Source organism: Streptomyces sp. NPDC096040, from assembly GCF_040303265.1.
In the GTDB taxonomy this organism is placed as follows: domain Bacteria; phylum Actinomycetota; class Actinomycetes; order Streptomycetales; family Streptomycetaceae; genus Streptomyces.
This window is the reverse complement of record NZ_JBEOTA010000003.1, coordinates 264,383-279,056: the sequence shown is the minus strand read 5'-3', so window position 1 is coordinate 279,056 and position 14,674 is coordinate 264,383. Positions and strand designations below refer to the sequence as shown.

Below are 14,674 nucleotides of genomic sequence, written 5' to 3'. Positions count from 1 at the left end.
CTCCCTACAGAGTTCTTTACGCCTTTTGCCTGGTGCGGCGGTTGGTGATGAGCATCGATACCAGCACGAGCAGTACGGCGACCAGGAACATGGCTGTACCGATGACGTTGATCTGCACGGGCGTGCCGCGCTGCGCCGAACCCCAGACGAACATGGGGAAGGTGACGGTGGAGCCCGCGTTGAAATTGGTGATGATGAAATCGTCGAAGGAGAGCGCGAAGGACAGCAGCGCGCCCGCGGCGATTCCGGGGGCCGCGATGGGAAGGGTGACCCTGACGAAGGTCTGGACGGGGCCCGCGTACAGGTCCCGGGCCGCCTCCTCCAGGCGCGGATCCATCGACATCACGCGCGCCTTGACCGCGGTGACGACGAAGCTGAGGCAGAACATGATGTGGGCGATCAGGATCGTGTAGAAGCCGAGCTGGGCGCCCATGTTCAGGAAGAGGGTGAGCAGCGAGGCCGCCATGACGACCTCGGGCATCGCCATCGGCAGGAAGATCAGCGAGTTCACGGCGCCACGGGCACGGAACCGGTAGCGGACCAGCGCGAAGGCGATCATCGTGCCGAGGAGCGTGGCACCGATGGTCGCCCAGACGGCGATCTGGAGGCTGATGGAGAGCGAGCCGCACATGTCGGCGACTCCGCACGGCTGCTTCCAGGCGTCGAGCGAGAACTGCTGCCATTCGTAGTTGAAGCGCCCCTTCGGTTTGTTGAAGGAGAACACCGTGACAATGACGTTCGGAAGCAGCAGATATCCGAGGGTGAACAGTCCCGCGATGACGACGAGACGCTTCTTGAGCCAGTTGACGAAGGGCATTTAGACCAGATCCTCCGTCCCGGACCGGCGAATGTAGATCGTGACCATGAAAAGGATCGCGGCCATGAGGATGAAGGAGAGCGCGGCCGCCGTCGGATAGTCGAGAATCCGCAGGAACTGCGTCTGGATCACGTTTCCGATCATGCGGGTGTCGGTCGAGCCGAGGAGTTCGGCGTTGACGTAGTCACCGGCCGCCGGGATGAAGGTCAGCAGGGTGCCGGAGACCACGCCCGGCATCGACAGCGGGAAGGTGACCTTGCGGAAGGTCGTCCACGGCTTTGCGTACAGATCGCCGGCCGCCTCGTGCAGCCGCCCGTCGATCCGTTCCAGCGAGGTGTAGAGCGGCAGGATCATGAACGGCAGGAAGTTGTACGTCAGTCCGCACACCACCGCGAGCGGGGTGGCCAGCACCCGGTCGCCGGCCGTCCAGCCGAGGAAGTTGGTGAGGTCCAGGATGTGCAGCGAGTTCAGCGTGTGCACGACCGGGCCGTTGTCGGCGAGGATCGTCTTCCAGGCCAGGGTGCGGATCAGGAAGCTGGTGAAGAACGGCGCGATCACCAGGATCATGATCAGGTTCCGCCAGCGGCCCGCGCGGAAGGCGATCAGGTAGGCCAGCGGGTAGCCGAGCAGCAGACACAGCACGGTCGCGGCAGCCGCGTAGAAGACGGACCGCAGGAACTGCGGCCAGTACTCGCTCAGCGCGTCCCAGTAGGTCACGAAGTGCCAGGTGACCTTGTAGCCCTCTTCCAGGGAACCCGTCTGGATGGAGGTGGAACCCTGGTAGATCATCGGCAGCGCGAAGAAGACGATCAGCCAGAGCATGCCGGGCAGCAGCAGCCAGTACGGCGTGAACCGGCCCCGCTTGCGCGGGGGCTTCTTCGTGGGTTCGGCGGGCGCCAGGGGCGGCGGCGCCTCGGAGAGCGTGGCCATCAGGCGGCTTCCTCCTCGATGCCGGCGTCGATGTCCTGGGCACCGTCGAGACCGAAGGTGTGGGCCGGGCTCCAGTGCAGGACGACCTCGGCGCCCGGGACGAGCCGCCCGTCGCGCTCGACGTTCTGCACGTACACCTCGAACTCGGGGCAGACCGCGCTGTCGATGACGTACTGCGTGGAGACCCCGATGAAGCTGGCGTCGGCGATCTTGCCGGTGATCCGGTTGCGATCCTCGGGGATCGAGCCGGCGTCGTCGGCGTGGGTGAGGGAGATCTTCTCGGGCCGGACACCGACGAGCACCTTGCCGCCCGTCCTGGTCGGCGCCGAACATCGTGCCTCGGGCAGCACCAGCTTGCCGCCGCCGGCCTTCACCACGATGTCGTCGCCGTTCTTCGTGTCGACCTCGGCCTCGATCAGGTTCGACGTGCCGAGGAAGTTGGCGACAAAGGTCGTGTTGGGGTTCTCGTACAGATCGGTCGGCGAGCCGAGCTGCTCCACCTGCCCCGCGTTCATCACGGCGACCGTGTCGGCCATGGTCATGGCCTCCTCCTGGTCGTGTGTGACATGGACGAAGGTGATGCCGACCTCGGTCTGGATCCGCTTGAGCTCCAGCTGCATCTGACGGCGCAGTTTGAGGTCGAGGGCGCCGAGCGGCTCGTCGAGGAGCAGCACCTTGGGGTGGTTGATGAGCGCGCGGGCCACCGCGACCCGCTGCTGCTGGCCGCCGGAGAGCTGGTGCGGCTTCTTGCGCGCCTGCTCGCCCAGCTGGACCAGGTCGAGCATGTCCTCGACCTGCTTCTTCACGCTCTTGATGCCGCGCCGGCGCAGACCGAAGGCGACGTTCTCGAAGATGTCGAGGTGCGGGAAGAGAGCGTACGACTGGAAGACCGTGTTCACCGGCCGCTTGTGCGGCGGCAGACGGGTCACGTCCTGGTCGCCGAGGTGCACGGTGCCGCTGGTCGGCTCCTCAAGCCCCGCGATCATGCGCAGGGTGGTGGTCTTGCCGCAGCCGGAGGCACCGAGCAGGGCGAAGAAGGAACCCTGAGGCACGGTCAGGTCCATCGGCCGTACGGCGGTGAAGCCGTTGTCGTAGGTCTTGCCGATGCCGGTGAGGCGGACGTCGCCGCTGCTGTCTGTCGTCATGGTGTCGTCACGCCCCTGTGAGCTTCGCGAACTTCTGCTGGTAGGCCGTCTCTTCCTTCGAGCTCAGGGAGCGGAAGGCATGGGACCTGGCCTGCATGGCCTTGTCGGGAACGATCAGCGGGTTGGTCGCCGCCGACTTGTCGATCTTGGCAAGGTACGGCTGCACGTCGGCGACCGGACTGACGTAGTTGATGTAGGCGGCGAGTTCCGCGGCCTGCTCGGGCTCGTAGTAGTAGTCGATGAGCCGCTCGGCGTTCGTCTTGTGACGCGCCTTGTTCGGGATCAGCATGTTGTCGGTCGACGTCATGTAGCCGCTGTCCGGGATGACGTAGGCGACATCCGGGTTGTCGGCCTGGAGCTGCACGATGTCGCCGCCCCAGGCGACACAGGCGGCCAGGTCGCCCTTGCTGAGGTCCGAGGTGTAGTCGTTGCCGGTGAACCGGCGGATCTGCCCCTTGTCGACGGCCTTCTGCAGCCGGGCGATCACCGCGTCGTAGTTGTCGCCGGTGAACTTCGCCGGGTCGATGCCCATGTCGAGCATGGTCATGCCGATCGTGTCGCGCATCTCGGTCAGCAGGCCGACCCGGCCCTTGAGCGCGGGGTTGTCGAGCAGGTCGGAGACCGACTTCACCTCGACGCCGTCGAGGGCCTTCTTGTTGAAGGCGACGACGGTCGAGATGCCCTGCCAGGGGTACGAGTAGGCCCGGCCCGGGTCCCAGTCGGGGCTGCGGAACTGGTCCGACAGGTTGGCGAAGGCGTGCGGCAGGTTGGACGCGTCCAGTTTCTGGACGTAGCCGAGCCGGATCATGCGGGCGGCCAGCCAGTCGGTGAGGACGACCAGGTCACGGCCGGTGTCCTGGCCCGCGGCGAGCTGTGGCTGGATCTTGCCGAAGAACTCGTCGTTGTCGTTGATGTCCTCGGTGTACTTGACCGTGATCCCGGTCCGCTTGCGGAAGGTGTCAAGGGTCGGACGGTTCTTCCCGCTGTCGTCCACGTCGATGTACTCGGGCCAGTTGGAGAAGTTGACCACCTTCTCCTCGGCCGAGTGGTCGTCGGCGGAGACGCCGCCCTGGGACTTGCCGGCCGCGGGGATACCGCAGGCGCTCAGCGCCCCGGCGCCGCCCACCGCGAGCGCGCCTCCCAGGAGCGACCGGCGGGCCAGGGCGGCCCGCCCGGTGCGGAGGCTGCGCCGCATGGCGGCTACTTCGACCGGCGTCGGGCGGTCGGGCTCGTACTGCCTCATGCGCTAGATGCCCTTTCGGGAAGAGGGCCGTGATGAGCGGCCGCAGGAATGACTATCGGTCCCCGAAGATCGTGCGGTGCCAGTCCTTGCGCGCCACCGCCGTGTTGTCGAACATTACGTGCTTGACCTGGGTGTACTCCTCGAACGAGTACGCCGACATGTCCTTGCCGAAGCCGGACGCCTTGTAGCCGCCGTGCGGCATCTCGCTGATGATCGGAATGTGGTCGTTGACCCACACGCACCCCGCCTTGATCTCGCGGGTCGCGCGGTTCGCCCGGTAGACGCTGCTGCTCCACGCGGAGGCGGCCAGACCGTACGGGGTGTCGTTGGCCAGCCGGATGCCCTCATCATCACTGTCGAACGGCAGAACGACCAGCACCGGACCGAAGATCTCGGACTGGACGATCTCGCTGTCCTGCGGGGCGTCGGCGATCAACGTGGGCCGGTAGTACGCACCGCTCTTCAGCTCGTCCTGCGGTGGCTCGCCGCCGGTCACCACGCGCGCGTAGCCGCGCGCCCGCTCGACGAACCCGGCGACCCGGTCCCGCTGGGCGTGCGAGATCAGCGGCCCGAGGTCGGTACCGGGAGCGAACGGGTCTCCCAGCCGCACGGTCTCCATCAGCGCGGCCGTCTGCTCGACGAAGGCCTCGTAGAGCGGCCGCTGCACATACGCGCGCGTGGCGGCGGTGCAGTCCTGCCCGGTGTTGATGAGCGCCCCGGCGACGGCCCCGTGCACGGCGGCCTCCAGATCGGCGTCGTCGAACACGACGAACGGCGCCTTGCCGCCGAGCTCCAGATGCAGCCGCTTCACGGTCGCCGTCGCGACCTCGGCCACCCGCTTTCCGACCCCGGTGGAACCGGTGAAGGAGGTCATGGCGACGTCGGGGTGCCCGACGAGATGCTCACCGGCCACCTTCCCGGTCCCGGTGACGATGTTGACGACACCGTCGGGGATACCGGCGAGGGTGGTGGCCTCGGCGAAGAGCAGCGAGGTGAGCGGGGTGAGTTCGGCCGGCTTGAGCACGATGGTGTTGCCGGCCGCGATCGCCGGAAGGATCTTCCAGGCGGCCATCTGGAGCGGATAGTTCCAGGGCGCGATCGACCCGACGACACCGATGGGCTCGCGGCGGATGTACGACGTGTGGTCGCCGGAGTACTCACCGGCCGCCTGCCCCTGCAGATGCCGGGCGGCCCCCGCGAAGAACGCGGTGTTGTCGATGGTCCCCGGTACGTCGAACTCACGCGTCAGCTTGAGCGGCTTGCCGCACTGGAGGGACTCGGCACGGGAGAATTCATCCGCGCGGTCGGCGAGCACGGCGGCGAAGCGGTGCAGCGCGTCCGACCGCTCGCCGGGGGTCGCCCCGGCCCAGCCGGGAAAGGCGTCCCGCGCGGCGGCCACCGCCCGGTCGACGTCCTCCGTCCCGGCCAGCTCGTAGGTGTACACGTCCGCGCCGGTGGCCGGGTCGACGACGGCGTGCGTACTGCCTGACGTGCCCTTGCTGAACCGTCCCGCGATGAACTGTGCGCCGCCCGAGAGCCGCTCCTGCGCGGGGAAGGTCTCCGGGGTGGCGGTGCCCGGGTCGTCCATGTCGCTTCTCCTCCGCCGTCACCCCGTCCGAGAGGCGGGTGGCGTAGCTCCAGGTGGATTTGACTGCCGATCCTGACAGAGCAGAGGGAGTCCAACAAGTGATTCCGTTGTTGCCTTTTGGTTACGCGACGGAATCTGTCGACCAGATGTCGAGTCAGGGAGGAAAAGGCGGGACGGAGTGTCAGTGGTCCCTGCCAGACTGGCGTGCATGGCGAAGATCGATTCTGTGGAGGCCCTGATCAGGGCGGTCCAGGCGGGGGCCAGGATCAAGTACCTGCACTTCTGGGGACACCGGCCGAGGCCGGACGGACAGCTCTCGGCGAGCTGCCTGAGCCAGTGGTGGCCGTCACGCTTCGTGGTCGACGGTGTGGAGTACGCGACCGCCGAGCACTGGATGATGGCAGGAAAGGCCCGCCTGTTCGGGGACGCCGACGCTGAGAGTCGGGTACTGGCGGCCACGCATCCCGCCGACGCGAAGAAGGCGGGCCGACTGGTCCGCGACTTCGACGAGGCGATATGGGAGCGGGAGCGGTTTGACGTCGTGGCGCGCGGCAGCGTGCACAAGTTCGCCGCCGAGCCGGCCCTGCGGGAGTTCCTGCTGGGGACCGGCGACCGGGTACTGGTGGAGGCGAGCCCGGTGGACCGCGTGTGGGGGATCGGCCTGGCGGCTACGGATTCGGGAGCGGAGGATCCGGAGCGGTGGAGGGGGCTGAACCTGCTGGGGTTCGCGTTGATGGAGGCGCGGGAGAGGCTGCGGGGGGCAACTGGTATCGCCTAAGGGGCGCGGAGCTGTACTGGATCTGCGGCTACCGCCGCGTGGGCGCGACCAGCCCACCCCCACCCGCACCCGGCCACCCCCCGAACCACCCGAGCTAGTGGGTGCTCGCCACCACGATCAGCACGAAGGACCCCACAGCAAGAACAAGCCCCGCCGACCCGCAGATGATCCCGGCCAGCGCCTGGCCCCCGTTCGTGGCCTCCCCCCGCCTGACCCGAGCCCGCCCGATCGAACCGAAGACGATGGCCAGCACCCCCATCACCAGCGCGACCGGCCATGCGCAGAAGCCGACCGCACTGATGATCCCGGTCACAAGACTGGCCGTACCCAGCCCGTTGTTGGGCATCGGCTGTATACCGGGCCAGCCGCCGTACCCCCCGGGCCCGCCCGGATACGACGGAAGCGGTTGCCCGGGGTAGCCATACCCCGGACCGGGTGCCGGCGCCCCCGGGTACCCGTACGGAACCTGACCGGGTCCGCCCGGAGCTATCGGCGGCGGAGGCACAGCCGCACTCTGCGGATACGACGGTGCAGGCGGGGCGTACGGGCTGGGCGACGCGTACGCCCCCGCCCCCGGCGCCGCAAAGGGGTTCGCCGGCGCAGCCGGAGGGGCCACGTCGGCCTCCGCCCCCGGCATCGCCGCGACCGTCCGCTGGTCATGGACCGACGGCGGCACCGGCGCCTCCGCCCCGGCCCCCTCCCCCGCATCGGCCGTCTTGTCCAGCCGTATCCTCGGAGCCTCCGGCGCCTCGTCAGCCATCCCGCGATGTCCCCTCTCCCGCACGTATGCCGCCGTCATGCTAAGGCCCGTCCACCTCGAACGCCGGTGCGGCCTACGATGACCCGGAATCACCGATCAGCCGATCACCGCGCAAGGGGCCAGTTCACGGCCGTACCACCGCCGAAGGCGGCCCCGCGCCGTTCCGGGGAGGAACCCTTGACCGACCGCCGCACCGAACCCGCCCTCCGCGACGTGCACGCCTTCATCGCCGGGCTGCCCAAGGCCGAACTGCACGTCCACCACGTCGGCTCCGCCTCCCCGCGTATCGTCTCGGAACTGGCCGCCCGGCACCCCGACTCCAAGGTGCCCACCGACCCCGAGGCCCTCGCCGACTACTTCACGTTCACGGACTTCGCGCACTTCATCGAGGTCTATCTGTCGGTCGTCGACCTGATCCGCACGCCCGAGGACGTCCGGCTGCTCACCTATGAGGTGGCCCGCGAGCTGGGCCGCCAGCAGGTGCGCTACGCCGAGCTGACCATCACCCCCTTCTCGTCCACCCGGCGCGGGATCGACGCAGGCGCCTTCATGGACGCGATCGAGGACGCGCGGAAGGCGGCGGAGGCCGAGTTCGGGACCGTGCTGCGCTGGTGCTTCGACATCCCCGGCGAGGCGGGCCTGGAGGCCGCCGAGGAGACGGTGCGGCTCGCGACCGACGACCGGATCCGCCCGGAGGGCCTGGTCTCCTTCGGTCTCGGCGGCCCCGAGATCGGCGTGCCCCGGCCGCAGTTCAAGCCGTACTTCGACCGGGCCCTCGCGGCCGGCCTGCACTCCGTCCCGCACGCCGGTGAGACCACGGGGCCCGGCACGGTCTGGGACGCCCTCGTCGAACTGCACGCCGAGCGCATCGGCCACGGCACCGGCTCCGCGCAGGACCCGAAGCTCCTCGCCCACCTGGCCGAGCACCGCATCGCGCTGGAGGTGTGCCCGACCTCCAACATCGCCACGCGCGCGGTCCGCACCCTCGAAGAGCACCCGATCAGGGACTTCGTGGACGCGGGTGTACTGGTCACGGTCAACTCCGACGACCCGCCGATGTTCGGCACCGACCTGAACAACGAGTACGCGGTCGCCGCCCGTCTCCTCGGCCTCGACGAGCGCGGTGTCGCCGACCTCGCCCGGAACGCGGTGGAGGCGTCCTTCCTGGACCAGTCGGGCAAGGCGCGGATCTCGGCCGAGATCGACGCGTACACGAAGGCCTGGCTCGCCCCCTGAAAAGACCCGGGCCCTGAAAGACCCGGGCTCTGAAGAACCGCCGCGGAGCCCTGAGAACATGGCCTCATGCAGACCGTGACCGCCGTGGCCCACCGCGGCGACCCCTACCGCTTCCGCGAGAACACGTCGGCCTCCCTGCGTTCCGCGCTCCAACACGGCGCGGACGCGGTGGAGATCGACGTACGGCTGACGCGTGACGGCGTCCCCGTCCTCCTGCACGACGAGACCCTGGACCGCCTCTGGCACGTCGACCGCCCGCTGAGCGCGCTGTCGGCGGACGAGGTGCGCGGCCTCACGGCGGGCGGCGTACCGACGCTCGCGGAGGCGCTCGCGGCGACGGAGGACAGCCGGGTGATGATCGACCTTCCCGGCGGCCCGAGCGAGCAGGCGGTGGCCAGGATCGTGGCCGTCACCCGGGAGTGCGGTGCGACGGACCGCGTCTACTACACGGGAGACGCGGCGGCGATGCTGGCGGTACGGGCGGCGGACGCGGCGGCGGAGATCGCCCTCACCCGCAAGACCCTGGCGCCCACCCGGCCCGCGCTTCTGGACGTGATCCGCCCCCGCTACCTCAACTACCGCTTCACCCTGCTCGACCACCCCCTGACCGAGCACGTCCACCGCAGCGGCTACCTGGTCTCGTGCTGGACCCCGGACACCCGCCGCTCGATGCGCCGCCTCCTGGACATGGGCGTCGACTCGATCACCACGAACCGGGTGGACGTGCTCGACTCGCTCCGGCGCTACACGACCGAGCGCTGAGCGACCGTCGCCGGATCGCTCGGCGTCCCCCGCGTCACATACTGCGGAACCGGCGCCGAGTCCGTCCCGTCGTCCCGGACCAGCCCATATCGGATGGCCCCGTCCGGCGGCCCGTACAGCACGTCCTTCTCCACCGCGTCCCAGGTCGACGGGAAGACGCTCACCCCGTAGTCCGCGCCCCGCTCGTTCACCGTGAAGGTCACGCTCCCGTCGACGTAGAAGTACTCGTTCTGCCACATCTGCTGGGTGCCGGCCGGCAGTACGGCGTAGCCGGTGGCCGAGCTGCCCATGCCGGTGGAGGAGGCGTCGGTGCTGCCGACGCGGTCGTCCATCCGGCGGCCGCCGCCCGATGCCACATGGAAGAGTTTGCCCTTCAGGCCGGTCCAGCTCGGCATGACGAGGCTGCCGGCCCGGGACAGCGGAGCGATCTGCCAGCGGACGAGGACATAGCCCCGGCCGGTCAGCGTCACGTTGTCCCCTCGGTGGTTCAGCACGGCGTGCGCCCCGCCCGTGCTGGTGATCCCGGTCTCCGGCCGGTGTGGCAGCGTGCCGGGCCTGGTCTCCGGGTCCGGCGCCTTGTCGACCGCGTCGACGACCGAGCCGTACACGGCGGCGCTCGCCGACGGGGACGGTGACGGCGAGGCGGAGGGCGAGGCCGAAGGGGACTGCGAAGGGGTGGCAGCCGGGGCCGGCGTCGGCGCGCCGGTGACCGCCGCCGTGGGCGCCGTGGCCGTGTGCGGCGCAGGATGATCCGGGGTCTGTACGACGACGTAGGCGCCGCCCGCCACGATCGTCGCCCCCGCCGTCACCGCCACCGCGGGCTTGGTCAGCGCGCCCAGCACCTTCGCCGACCACCCGACCGAAGTCGCCGCGGCCGCCGTCTTGCCGCCGAGCGCCAGCGACAGCGTGAAGCCCACCGGCACCGGTACCAGCGCGATCCCGACCAGCAGCCGTTCCGCCGGTACGACGGAGTCGCGGGTGTCCCCGCAGTAGCCGCAGCCCCGGATGTGCCGGGCCAGCCGCTTGCGCCAGACGGAGTCGGGTCGCCCGTCCCAGCGCGCGGTCAGCTCGCGCAGCTCGGGGCAGGCGCCGTCCAGCGCACGCACGATGCCCCGCGAGACCTCCAGCCGCTCCTTCATCCGCTGCACGCGGACGGCGGCGTGCTGCCGGCTGATGCCGACGGCCGCCGCCAGCTCGCGCCGGGTGAGTTCGCCCGAGACCTCCAGCCACCACAGCGACACCAGCTGCCGGTCCTCGGGGTCCAGCCAGCGCACCGCCTCCGCGACCTCCCGCCGCTGGCCCTCCAGCTGGAGCCGCAGCACGGTGAGTTCGGCGAAGTCGGCGGTGCCGTCCGGGACGCCCTCGTCCAGTTTCCGCTCCTGTTTGCGGCGGGCCCGGTCCCGTATCTGCCGCATGGCGATGGCCACCAGCCAGGACCGGAAGCTGTCCGGGTCACGGAGGGTGCCGAGGTGGTCGACGGCGCGCAGCATGGTCTCCTGGACGACGTCGTCGACGTCCGCGTGGCCGTTGAGGGCGCGGCCGACCACGTTGTAGACCAACGGCAGCCAGCCCTCGACCAGTTCGTCCAGCGCACGCCGGTCGCCCGCCTGCGCGGCCGCGATCGTGGCACGCCACTGCCGCGACACATGCACGTCCGTCCTCATGACGGCACCTTCTCAGCCGGGACGGTGACCTTGGCAATGTCGGGGATCACAGTGTGGAGACGGAGCGCGGGTTCGTGGGATAACACTTTTTTCGCGCCGATCGCCGGGCTGCCCGACGCGGACGCCACCGCCGCGCTCGTCAGGGTGGGCGGCACCGACGGCGCCTGGCGCGGCAGCGCCGGCGTGCACGACCTGGCGAGCGGCAGCGCGGCGGACCCGGACGCCCGCTTCCGGGCCGGTTCGACGACGAAAGTGGTGACGGCGGCGGCCGTACTGAAACTCGCGGCGGAGCACCGCATCGACCTCGGCACCCCCGTCCAGCACTACCTTCCGGGCCTCTTCACCCGCGCCTTCAAACCCATCACCGTCCGCCAGTTGCTGAACCACACCAGCGGCATCCAGGCGGGCGACGACTGGGGCGACTCCTTCGCGGCGGAGTACGCGCACCGCTTCGACGCCCTCACCCCGGGGCAGGTGGTGCGGTCGGCGGTGGCAAAGGGGCCACCTACAGCGCGGCGTTGCAGCGGTTCGAGTACGACGGGCGGGTGTACTGGCTCAAGTCGGGCTCCCGGTACGGCTACAGCGCGGTGCTCGCCGGGACCCGGGACCTGGGCCGGACCCTCGTCTACTCGGTCAACGCGACCCGACGCCAAGGGCGAGGAGATGAACCCGGTGGCGGAGCGGATCGCGCTGGCCGCGCTCAAGCAGGGGTGACGGCACGGGCGGTGGTCCGGTCGCAGTGCGGCCGGGCTGTCGCCTCTTCCTCGCCGAGTCCGCGATCGAGGAGCCGAGTGAGCGGAGCCCGAGTGAGCAGGCCCACTCTCCCGGGGCGGCTGATCCAGGCGTAGCATGTGAACGAAACAGTTTCGTTCACGGAACGGACCTCGCATGGAGAAGACAGGCATGGTCTCCGTACTCGTCGTCAACGACCAATCCCTCCAGCGCCTCGCCCTGCGCATGCTCCTCACCGCCGAGCCCGGCCTGACGGTCGCCGGGGAGGCGACGGACGGGGACGGGGCGATCCGTGCGAGCGCCGCGCTCCGCCCCGATGTCGTCCTCATGGACAGCCATCTGTCCGGGGCGGCTGGCATCGAGACCATCCGGCACCTCACCCGCCCCGCCCGCCGGACGACCCGCACCCCGGGGTTCCCCGCCGAGGAGGCCTACGCCCCCCGGGTCCTGGTGCTGACCGCCGCCGACCAGGAGGCGGAGGCCTGGGCCGCCCTGCGTGCGGGCGCCGGCGGCTTCCTGCTCGACGACGCCGACCCGGCCGAACTGACCGCGGCCATCCGGGTGGTGGCCGCCGGGGACGCCGTCATCACACCCGGCCTGACCCGCGCGCTCATCGACGCCGTCCGCCAGCAGCACACCGTCCGCCCCCTCCCCCGCACCTCGGGGCTCGGCGCCCTCACCGGGCGCGAGCACGATGTCCTGGTCGCGGTGGCCTCCGGCTGGTCCAACGCCGAGATCGCACAGTGGCTGTCCATCGCCCCGACCACCGTGAAGACCCACGTGAGCAACGTCCTCGCGAAGATCGGCGCCCGCGCCCGCGTTCAGGCGGTGACCTTCGCCTACGAGTCGGGCCTCATCCGCCCGGCGGCCTAGCGATCCCGGGGCTCATGTGAAGAGGTTTCCGCCGTCCACGGTCAGGATCTGGCCGGTCAGCGCCTCGGCAGCGGGCTCGCCAGGAACCAACCGTTCAGAAGGGCGAGGGCGAATCCCCCAGCGAGCGGGGAGGACCGGAAACCATAGGTCCGATGCCTGACTGGCCTTCCATAAATGCGCCCAGGTAATGAAATGGTCAGTGCCGCCACTCATCACCCCCCAACACACTCCGCAAGCACGCAGGTCGTTGGCTACCCATGATTCAAGCTCATGAATCGCCGCCGTTCCAGGCATTGGACGTATACGTGCCGGCGGCGGAGGCTTACAGACATCACGGATCCCGCCGAATACGACAAGGAGCCGATCATGAGCACCCAGTGGAATGCCGACGAGGGCCGTATCGAGACGACCGCCCGTGGCCGTGCCGTGCTCTCCCAGCCCCGCCTCAACCGGGGCACCGCCTTCACCCGGGAGGAACGGCAGTCGCTGGGCCTGGTGGGCCTGGTGCCCCCGGCGGTGCTGACCCTGGAGCAGCAGGCCGAGCGGGCGTACCAGCAGTACGCGGCGCAGCCGACCGATCTTGCCAAGAACGTGAACCTCACCGCACTGCACGACCGTAACCAGGTGCTCTTCTACCGGCTGCTCGGCGACCACCTCGACGAGATGCTGCCCATCGTCTACACCCCGACCGTCGGCAAGGCGATCCAGCGCTACAGCTACGAGTACCGGCGCCCGGCCGGCGTGTACCTGTCGGTGGACGCGCCGGAGGAGATCGAGGGCGCGCTCATGGCCACCGGCCTGGGCCCCGACGACGTCGACCTGATCGTCGCCACCGACGGCGAGGCGATCCTCGGCATCGGCGACTGGGGTGTGGGCGGCATCGACATCTCGGTGGGCAAGCTCGCCGTCTACACCGCGGCCGCCGGCATCGACCCGAACCGCACCCTGGCGGTCATGCTGGACGTCGGCACCAACCGTCAGGAACTCCTGGAGAGCCCGCTCTACCTCGGCAACCGGCACCCGCGGGCGGACCGGGAGACGTACGACGCCTTCATCGACGCCTATGTCACCACCGCCCGCAGGCTCTTCCCGAACGCCCTGCTGCACTGGGAGGACTTCGGCCCCGCCAACGCCCGTCGCATCCTGGACCGTTACCGCCCCCACGAGTTCACCTTCAACGACGACGTCCAGGGCACCGGCGCCGTCAACCTCGCCGCCGTACTGTCCGGGGTGAAGGCCAGCGGGATCGCGCTGCGCGACCACCGTGCGGTGATCTTCGGCGCGGGCACCGCCGGCGTCGGCATCGCCGACCAACTGCGGGACGCCATGGTCGCCGACGGGCTGACCGTCGAGGAGGCCACCGCCCGCATCTTCGGCGTGGACCGCTACGGCCTGCTCGTCGAGGGCCAGGAGGGCCTGCGTGACTTCCAGGTCCGCTACGCCCGGCCGGCCGCCGAGGTCGCCGACTGGCGCCGGGACGAGAAGGTGGGCGGCATCACGCTGGCCGAGGTCGTCGAGCGGGTGCGGCCGACGGTCCTGATCGGCACCTCAGGCCAGGGCGGCTCCTTCACCGAGGACATCGTCCGTACGATGGCCGCCCACGCCGACCGTCCGATCATCCTGCCGATGTCCAACCCGACGGACCTGGCCGAGGCGGTCCCGGCCGACCTGCTGGCCTGGACGGACGGCCGCGCCCTGATCGCCACCGGCAGCCCGTTCCCCCCGGTCGAGCAGGACGGGGTCCGGTACGCGATCGGGCAGGCCAACAACGCGCTGGTCTTCCCGGGCCTCGGTCTCGGCGCGATCGTCGCCCGGGCCACCCGGGTCACCGACGGCATGCTGGCCGCCTCCGCGCACGCCGTCGCCGGCCAGACCGACGCCACCGGCCCCGGCGCGCCGATCCTGCCCCTCACCGACCAGCTGCGCGAGACATCGGTGGCCGTGGCCGTCGCCGTTGCCCGTGCCGCGGCCGCCGACGGGGTGGCCGGCGCGACGGTGGACGAGTCCATCGAGGACCGGGTCAGGGCCGCGATGTGGCAGCCGGTGTATCCACCGATCAAGGCCGTCTGAGGCGTCTGGGCCGCCCGAGTCGTCTGAGCTCCGGGATTCACGCCCGACACTCCCCGTCATGCCTCCAGGACCTGAA

General features: G+C 70.0%; 12 protein-coding genes and 1 pseudogene. 6 read left to right on the top strand and 7 right to left on the bottom strand.

Annotated features, from left to right (window positions below; translation table 11 throughout):
- Positions 1–16: 16 nt before the first annotated feature.
- The 5 genes from ABTY98_RS04935 to ABTY98_RS04915 are packed head-to-tail and all read right to left on the bottom strand — an operon-like array spanning position 17 to position 5,723.
- Entirely contained in the window at positions 17–817 is an 801-nt protein-coding gene (locus ABTY98_RS04935; RefSeq protein ID WP_352219444.1) for an ABC transporter permease, read from the bottom strand.
- Positions 818–1,747: an ABC transporter permease gene (locus ABTY98_RS04930; protein WP_352219443.1), complete on the bottom strand. Its 930-nt coding sequence runs from the start codon at positions 1,745–1,747 to the stop codon at positions 818–820.
- Positions 1,747–2,892, bottom strand: coding sequence for an ABC transporter ATP-binding protein (locus tag ABTY98_RS04925; RefSeq protein WP_352219442.1), 1,146 nt, complete (start codon positions 2,890–2,892; stop codon positions 1,747–1,749). The genes ABTY98_RS04930 and ABTY98_RS04925 overlap by 1 nt, the downstream gene beginning before the upstream one ends.
- Positions 2,893–2,899: 7 nt before the next feature.
- Positions 2,900–4,135 (bottom strand): ABC transporter substrate-binding protein, encoded by a 1,236-nt coding sequence (locus ABTY98_RS04920; protein WP_352219441.1) that lies wholly within the window; start codon positions 4,133–4,135, stop codon positions 2,900–2,902.
- Positions 4,136–4,187: 52 nt separating this feature from the next.
- Positions 4,188–5,723: a gamma-aminobutyraldehyde dehydrogenase gene (locus ABTY98_RS04915; protein ID WP_352219440.1), complete on the bottom strand. Its 1,536-nt coding sequence runs from the start codon at positions 5,721–5,723 to the stop codon at positions 4,188–4,190.
- 208 nt (positions 5,724–5,931) lie between these two features.
- On the opposite strand from ABTY98_RS04915, the gene ybiA reads away from it, so the two are divergent.
- Positions 5,932–6,501, top strand: coding sequence for a riboflavin biosynthesis intermediates N-glycosidase (gene ybiA / locus ABTY98_RS04910; protein WP_352219439.1), 570 nt, complete (start codon positions 5,932–5,934; stop codon positions 6,499–6,501).
- A gap of 94 nt (positions 6,502–6,595) precedes the next feature.
- Here ybiA and ABTY98_RS04905 read toward each other — a convergent pair whose 3' ends face one another.
- A complete protein-coding gene (locus tag ABTY98_RS04905; protein WP_352219438.1) occupies positions 6,596–6,847 on the bottom strand; it encodes a DUF4190 domain-containing protein in 252 nt (83 codons plus the stop codon).
- 485 nt (positions 6,848–7,332) lie between these two features.
- On the opposite strand from ABTY98_RS04905, the pseudogene ABTY98_RS04900 reads away from it, so the two are divergent.
- Positions 7,333–8,497, top strand: a pseudogene (locus ABTY98_RS04900) (adenosine deaminase); the annotation flags it as partial.
- A 66-nt stretch (positions 8,498–8,563) separates the two neighbouring features.
- Positions 8,564–9,259, top strand: a complete 696-nt coding sequence (locus ABTY98_RS04895; protein WP_352219436.1) for a glycerophosphodiester phosphodiesterase — start codon at positions 8,564–8,566, stop codon at positions 9,257–9,259.
- Here the strand turns inward: ABTY98_RS04895 and ABTY98_RS04890 are convergent.
- Positions 9,241–10,923: an RNA polymerase sigma factor gene (locus ABTY98_RS04890; protein ID WP_352219435.1), complete on the bottom strand. Its 1,683-nt coding sequence runs from the start codon at positions 10,921–10,923 to the stop codon at positions 9,241–9,243. The two genes, ABTY98_RS04895 and ABTY98_RS04890, sit on opposite strands and share 19 nt — an antisense overlap.
- A 36-nt stretch (positions 10,924–10,959) precedes the next feature.
- Between ABTY98_RS04890 and ABTY98_RS04885 the strand changes: the two genes are divergently transcribed.
- From ABTY98_RS04885 to ABTY98_RS04875, 3 genes are all read left to right on the top strand, one after another.
- On the top strand, positions 10,960–11,637 hold the full coding sequence (locus ABTY98_RS04885; RefSeq protein WP_502994150.1) for a serine hydrolase domain-containing protein: 678 nt from the start codon (positions 10,960–10,962) through the stop codon (positions 11,635–11,637).
- A 189-nt stretch (positions 11,638–11,826) separates the two neighbouring features.
- A complete protein-coding gene (locus tag ABTY98_RS04880) occupies positions 11,827–12,528 on the top strand; it encodes a LuxR C-terminal-related transcriptional regulator (RefSeq protein WP_352219563.1) in 702 nt (233 codons plus the stop codon).
- A gap of 366 nt (positions 12,529–12,894) precedes the next feature.
- The gene (locus tag ABTY98_RS04875) at positions 12,895–14,598 is read left to right on the top strand and encodes an NAD-dependent malic enzyme (protein ID WP_352219434.1); all 1,704 of its coding nucleotides are present in this window, start codon (positions 12,895–12,897) and stop codon (positions 14,596–14,598) included.
- The last annotated feature ends 76 nt before the right edge of the window (positions 14,599–14,674 follow it).

What these genes read in the sequence shown, in the direction of transcription:
- ABTY98_RS04935 (WP_352219444.1), bottom strand. Translation starts at nt 817, where the DNA reads ATGCCCTTCGTCAACTGGCTCAAGAAGCGTCTCGTCGTCATCGCGGGA.
- ABTY98_RS04930 (WP_352219443.1), bottom strand. Translation starts at nt 1,747, where the DNA reads ATGGCCACGCTCTCCGAGGCGCCGCCGCCCCTGGCGCCCGCCGAACCC.
- ABTY98_RS04925 (WP_352219442.1), bottom strand. Translation starts at nt 2,892, where the DNA reads ATGACGACAGACAGCAGCGGCGACGTCCGCCTCACCGGCATCGGCAAG.
- ABTY98_RS04920 (WP_352219441.1), bottom strand. Translation starts at nt 4,135, where the DNA reads ATGAGGCAGTACGAGCCCGACCGCCCGACGCCGGTCGAAGTAGCCGCC.
- ABTY98_RS04915 (WP_352219440.1), bottom strand. Translation starts at nt 5,723, where the DNA reads ATGGACGACCCGGGCACCGCCACCCCGGAGACCTTCCCCGCGCAGGAG.
- ybiA (WP_352219439.1), top strand. Translation starts at nt 5,932, where the DNA reads ATGGCGAAGATCGATTCTGTGGAGGCCCTGATCAGGGCGGTCCAGGCG.
- ABTY98_RS04905 (WP_352219438.1), bottom strand. Translation starts at nt 6,847, where the DNA reads ATGCCCAACAACGGGCTGGGTACGGCCAGTCTTGTGACCGGGATCATC.
- ABTY98_RS04895 (WP_352219436.1), top strand. Translation starts at nt 8,564, where the DNA reads ATGCAGACCGTGACCGCCGTGGCCCACCGCGGCGACCCCTACCGCTTC.
- ABTY98_RS04890 (WP_352219435.1), bottom strand. Translation starts at nt 10,923, where the DNA reads ATGAGGACGGACGTGCATGTGTCGCGGCAGTGGCGTGCCACGATCGCG.
- ABTY98_RS04885 (WP_502994150.1), top strand. Translation starts at nt 10,960, where the DNA reads ATGTCGGGGATCACAGTGTGGAGACGGAGCGCGGGTTCGTGGGATAAC.
- ABTY98_RS04880 (WP_352219563.1), top strand. Translation starts at nt 11,827, where the DNA reads ATGGTCTCCGTACTCGTCGTCAACGACCAATCCCTCCAGCGCCTCGCC.
- ABTY98_RS04875 (WP_352219434.1), top strand. Translation starts at nt 12,895, where the DNA reads ATGAGCACCCAGTGGAATGCCGACGAGGGCCGTATCGAGACGACCGCC.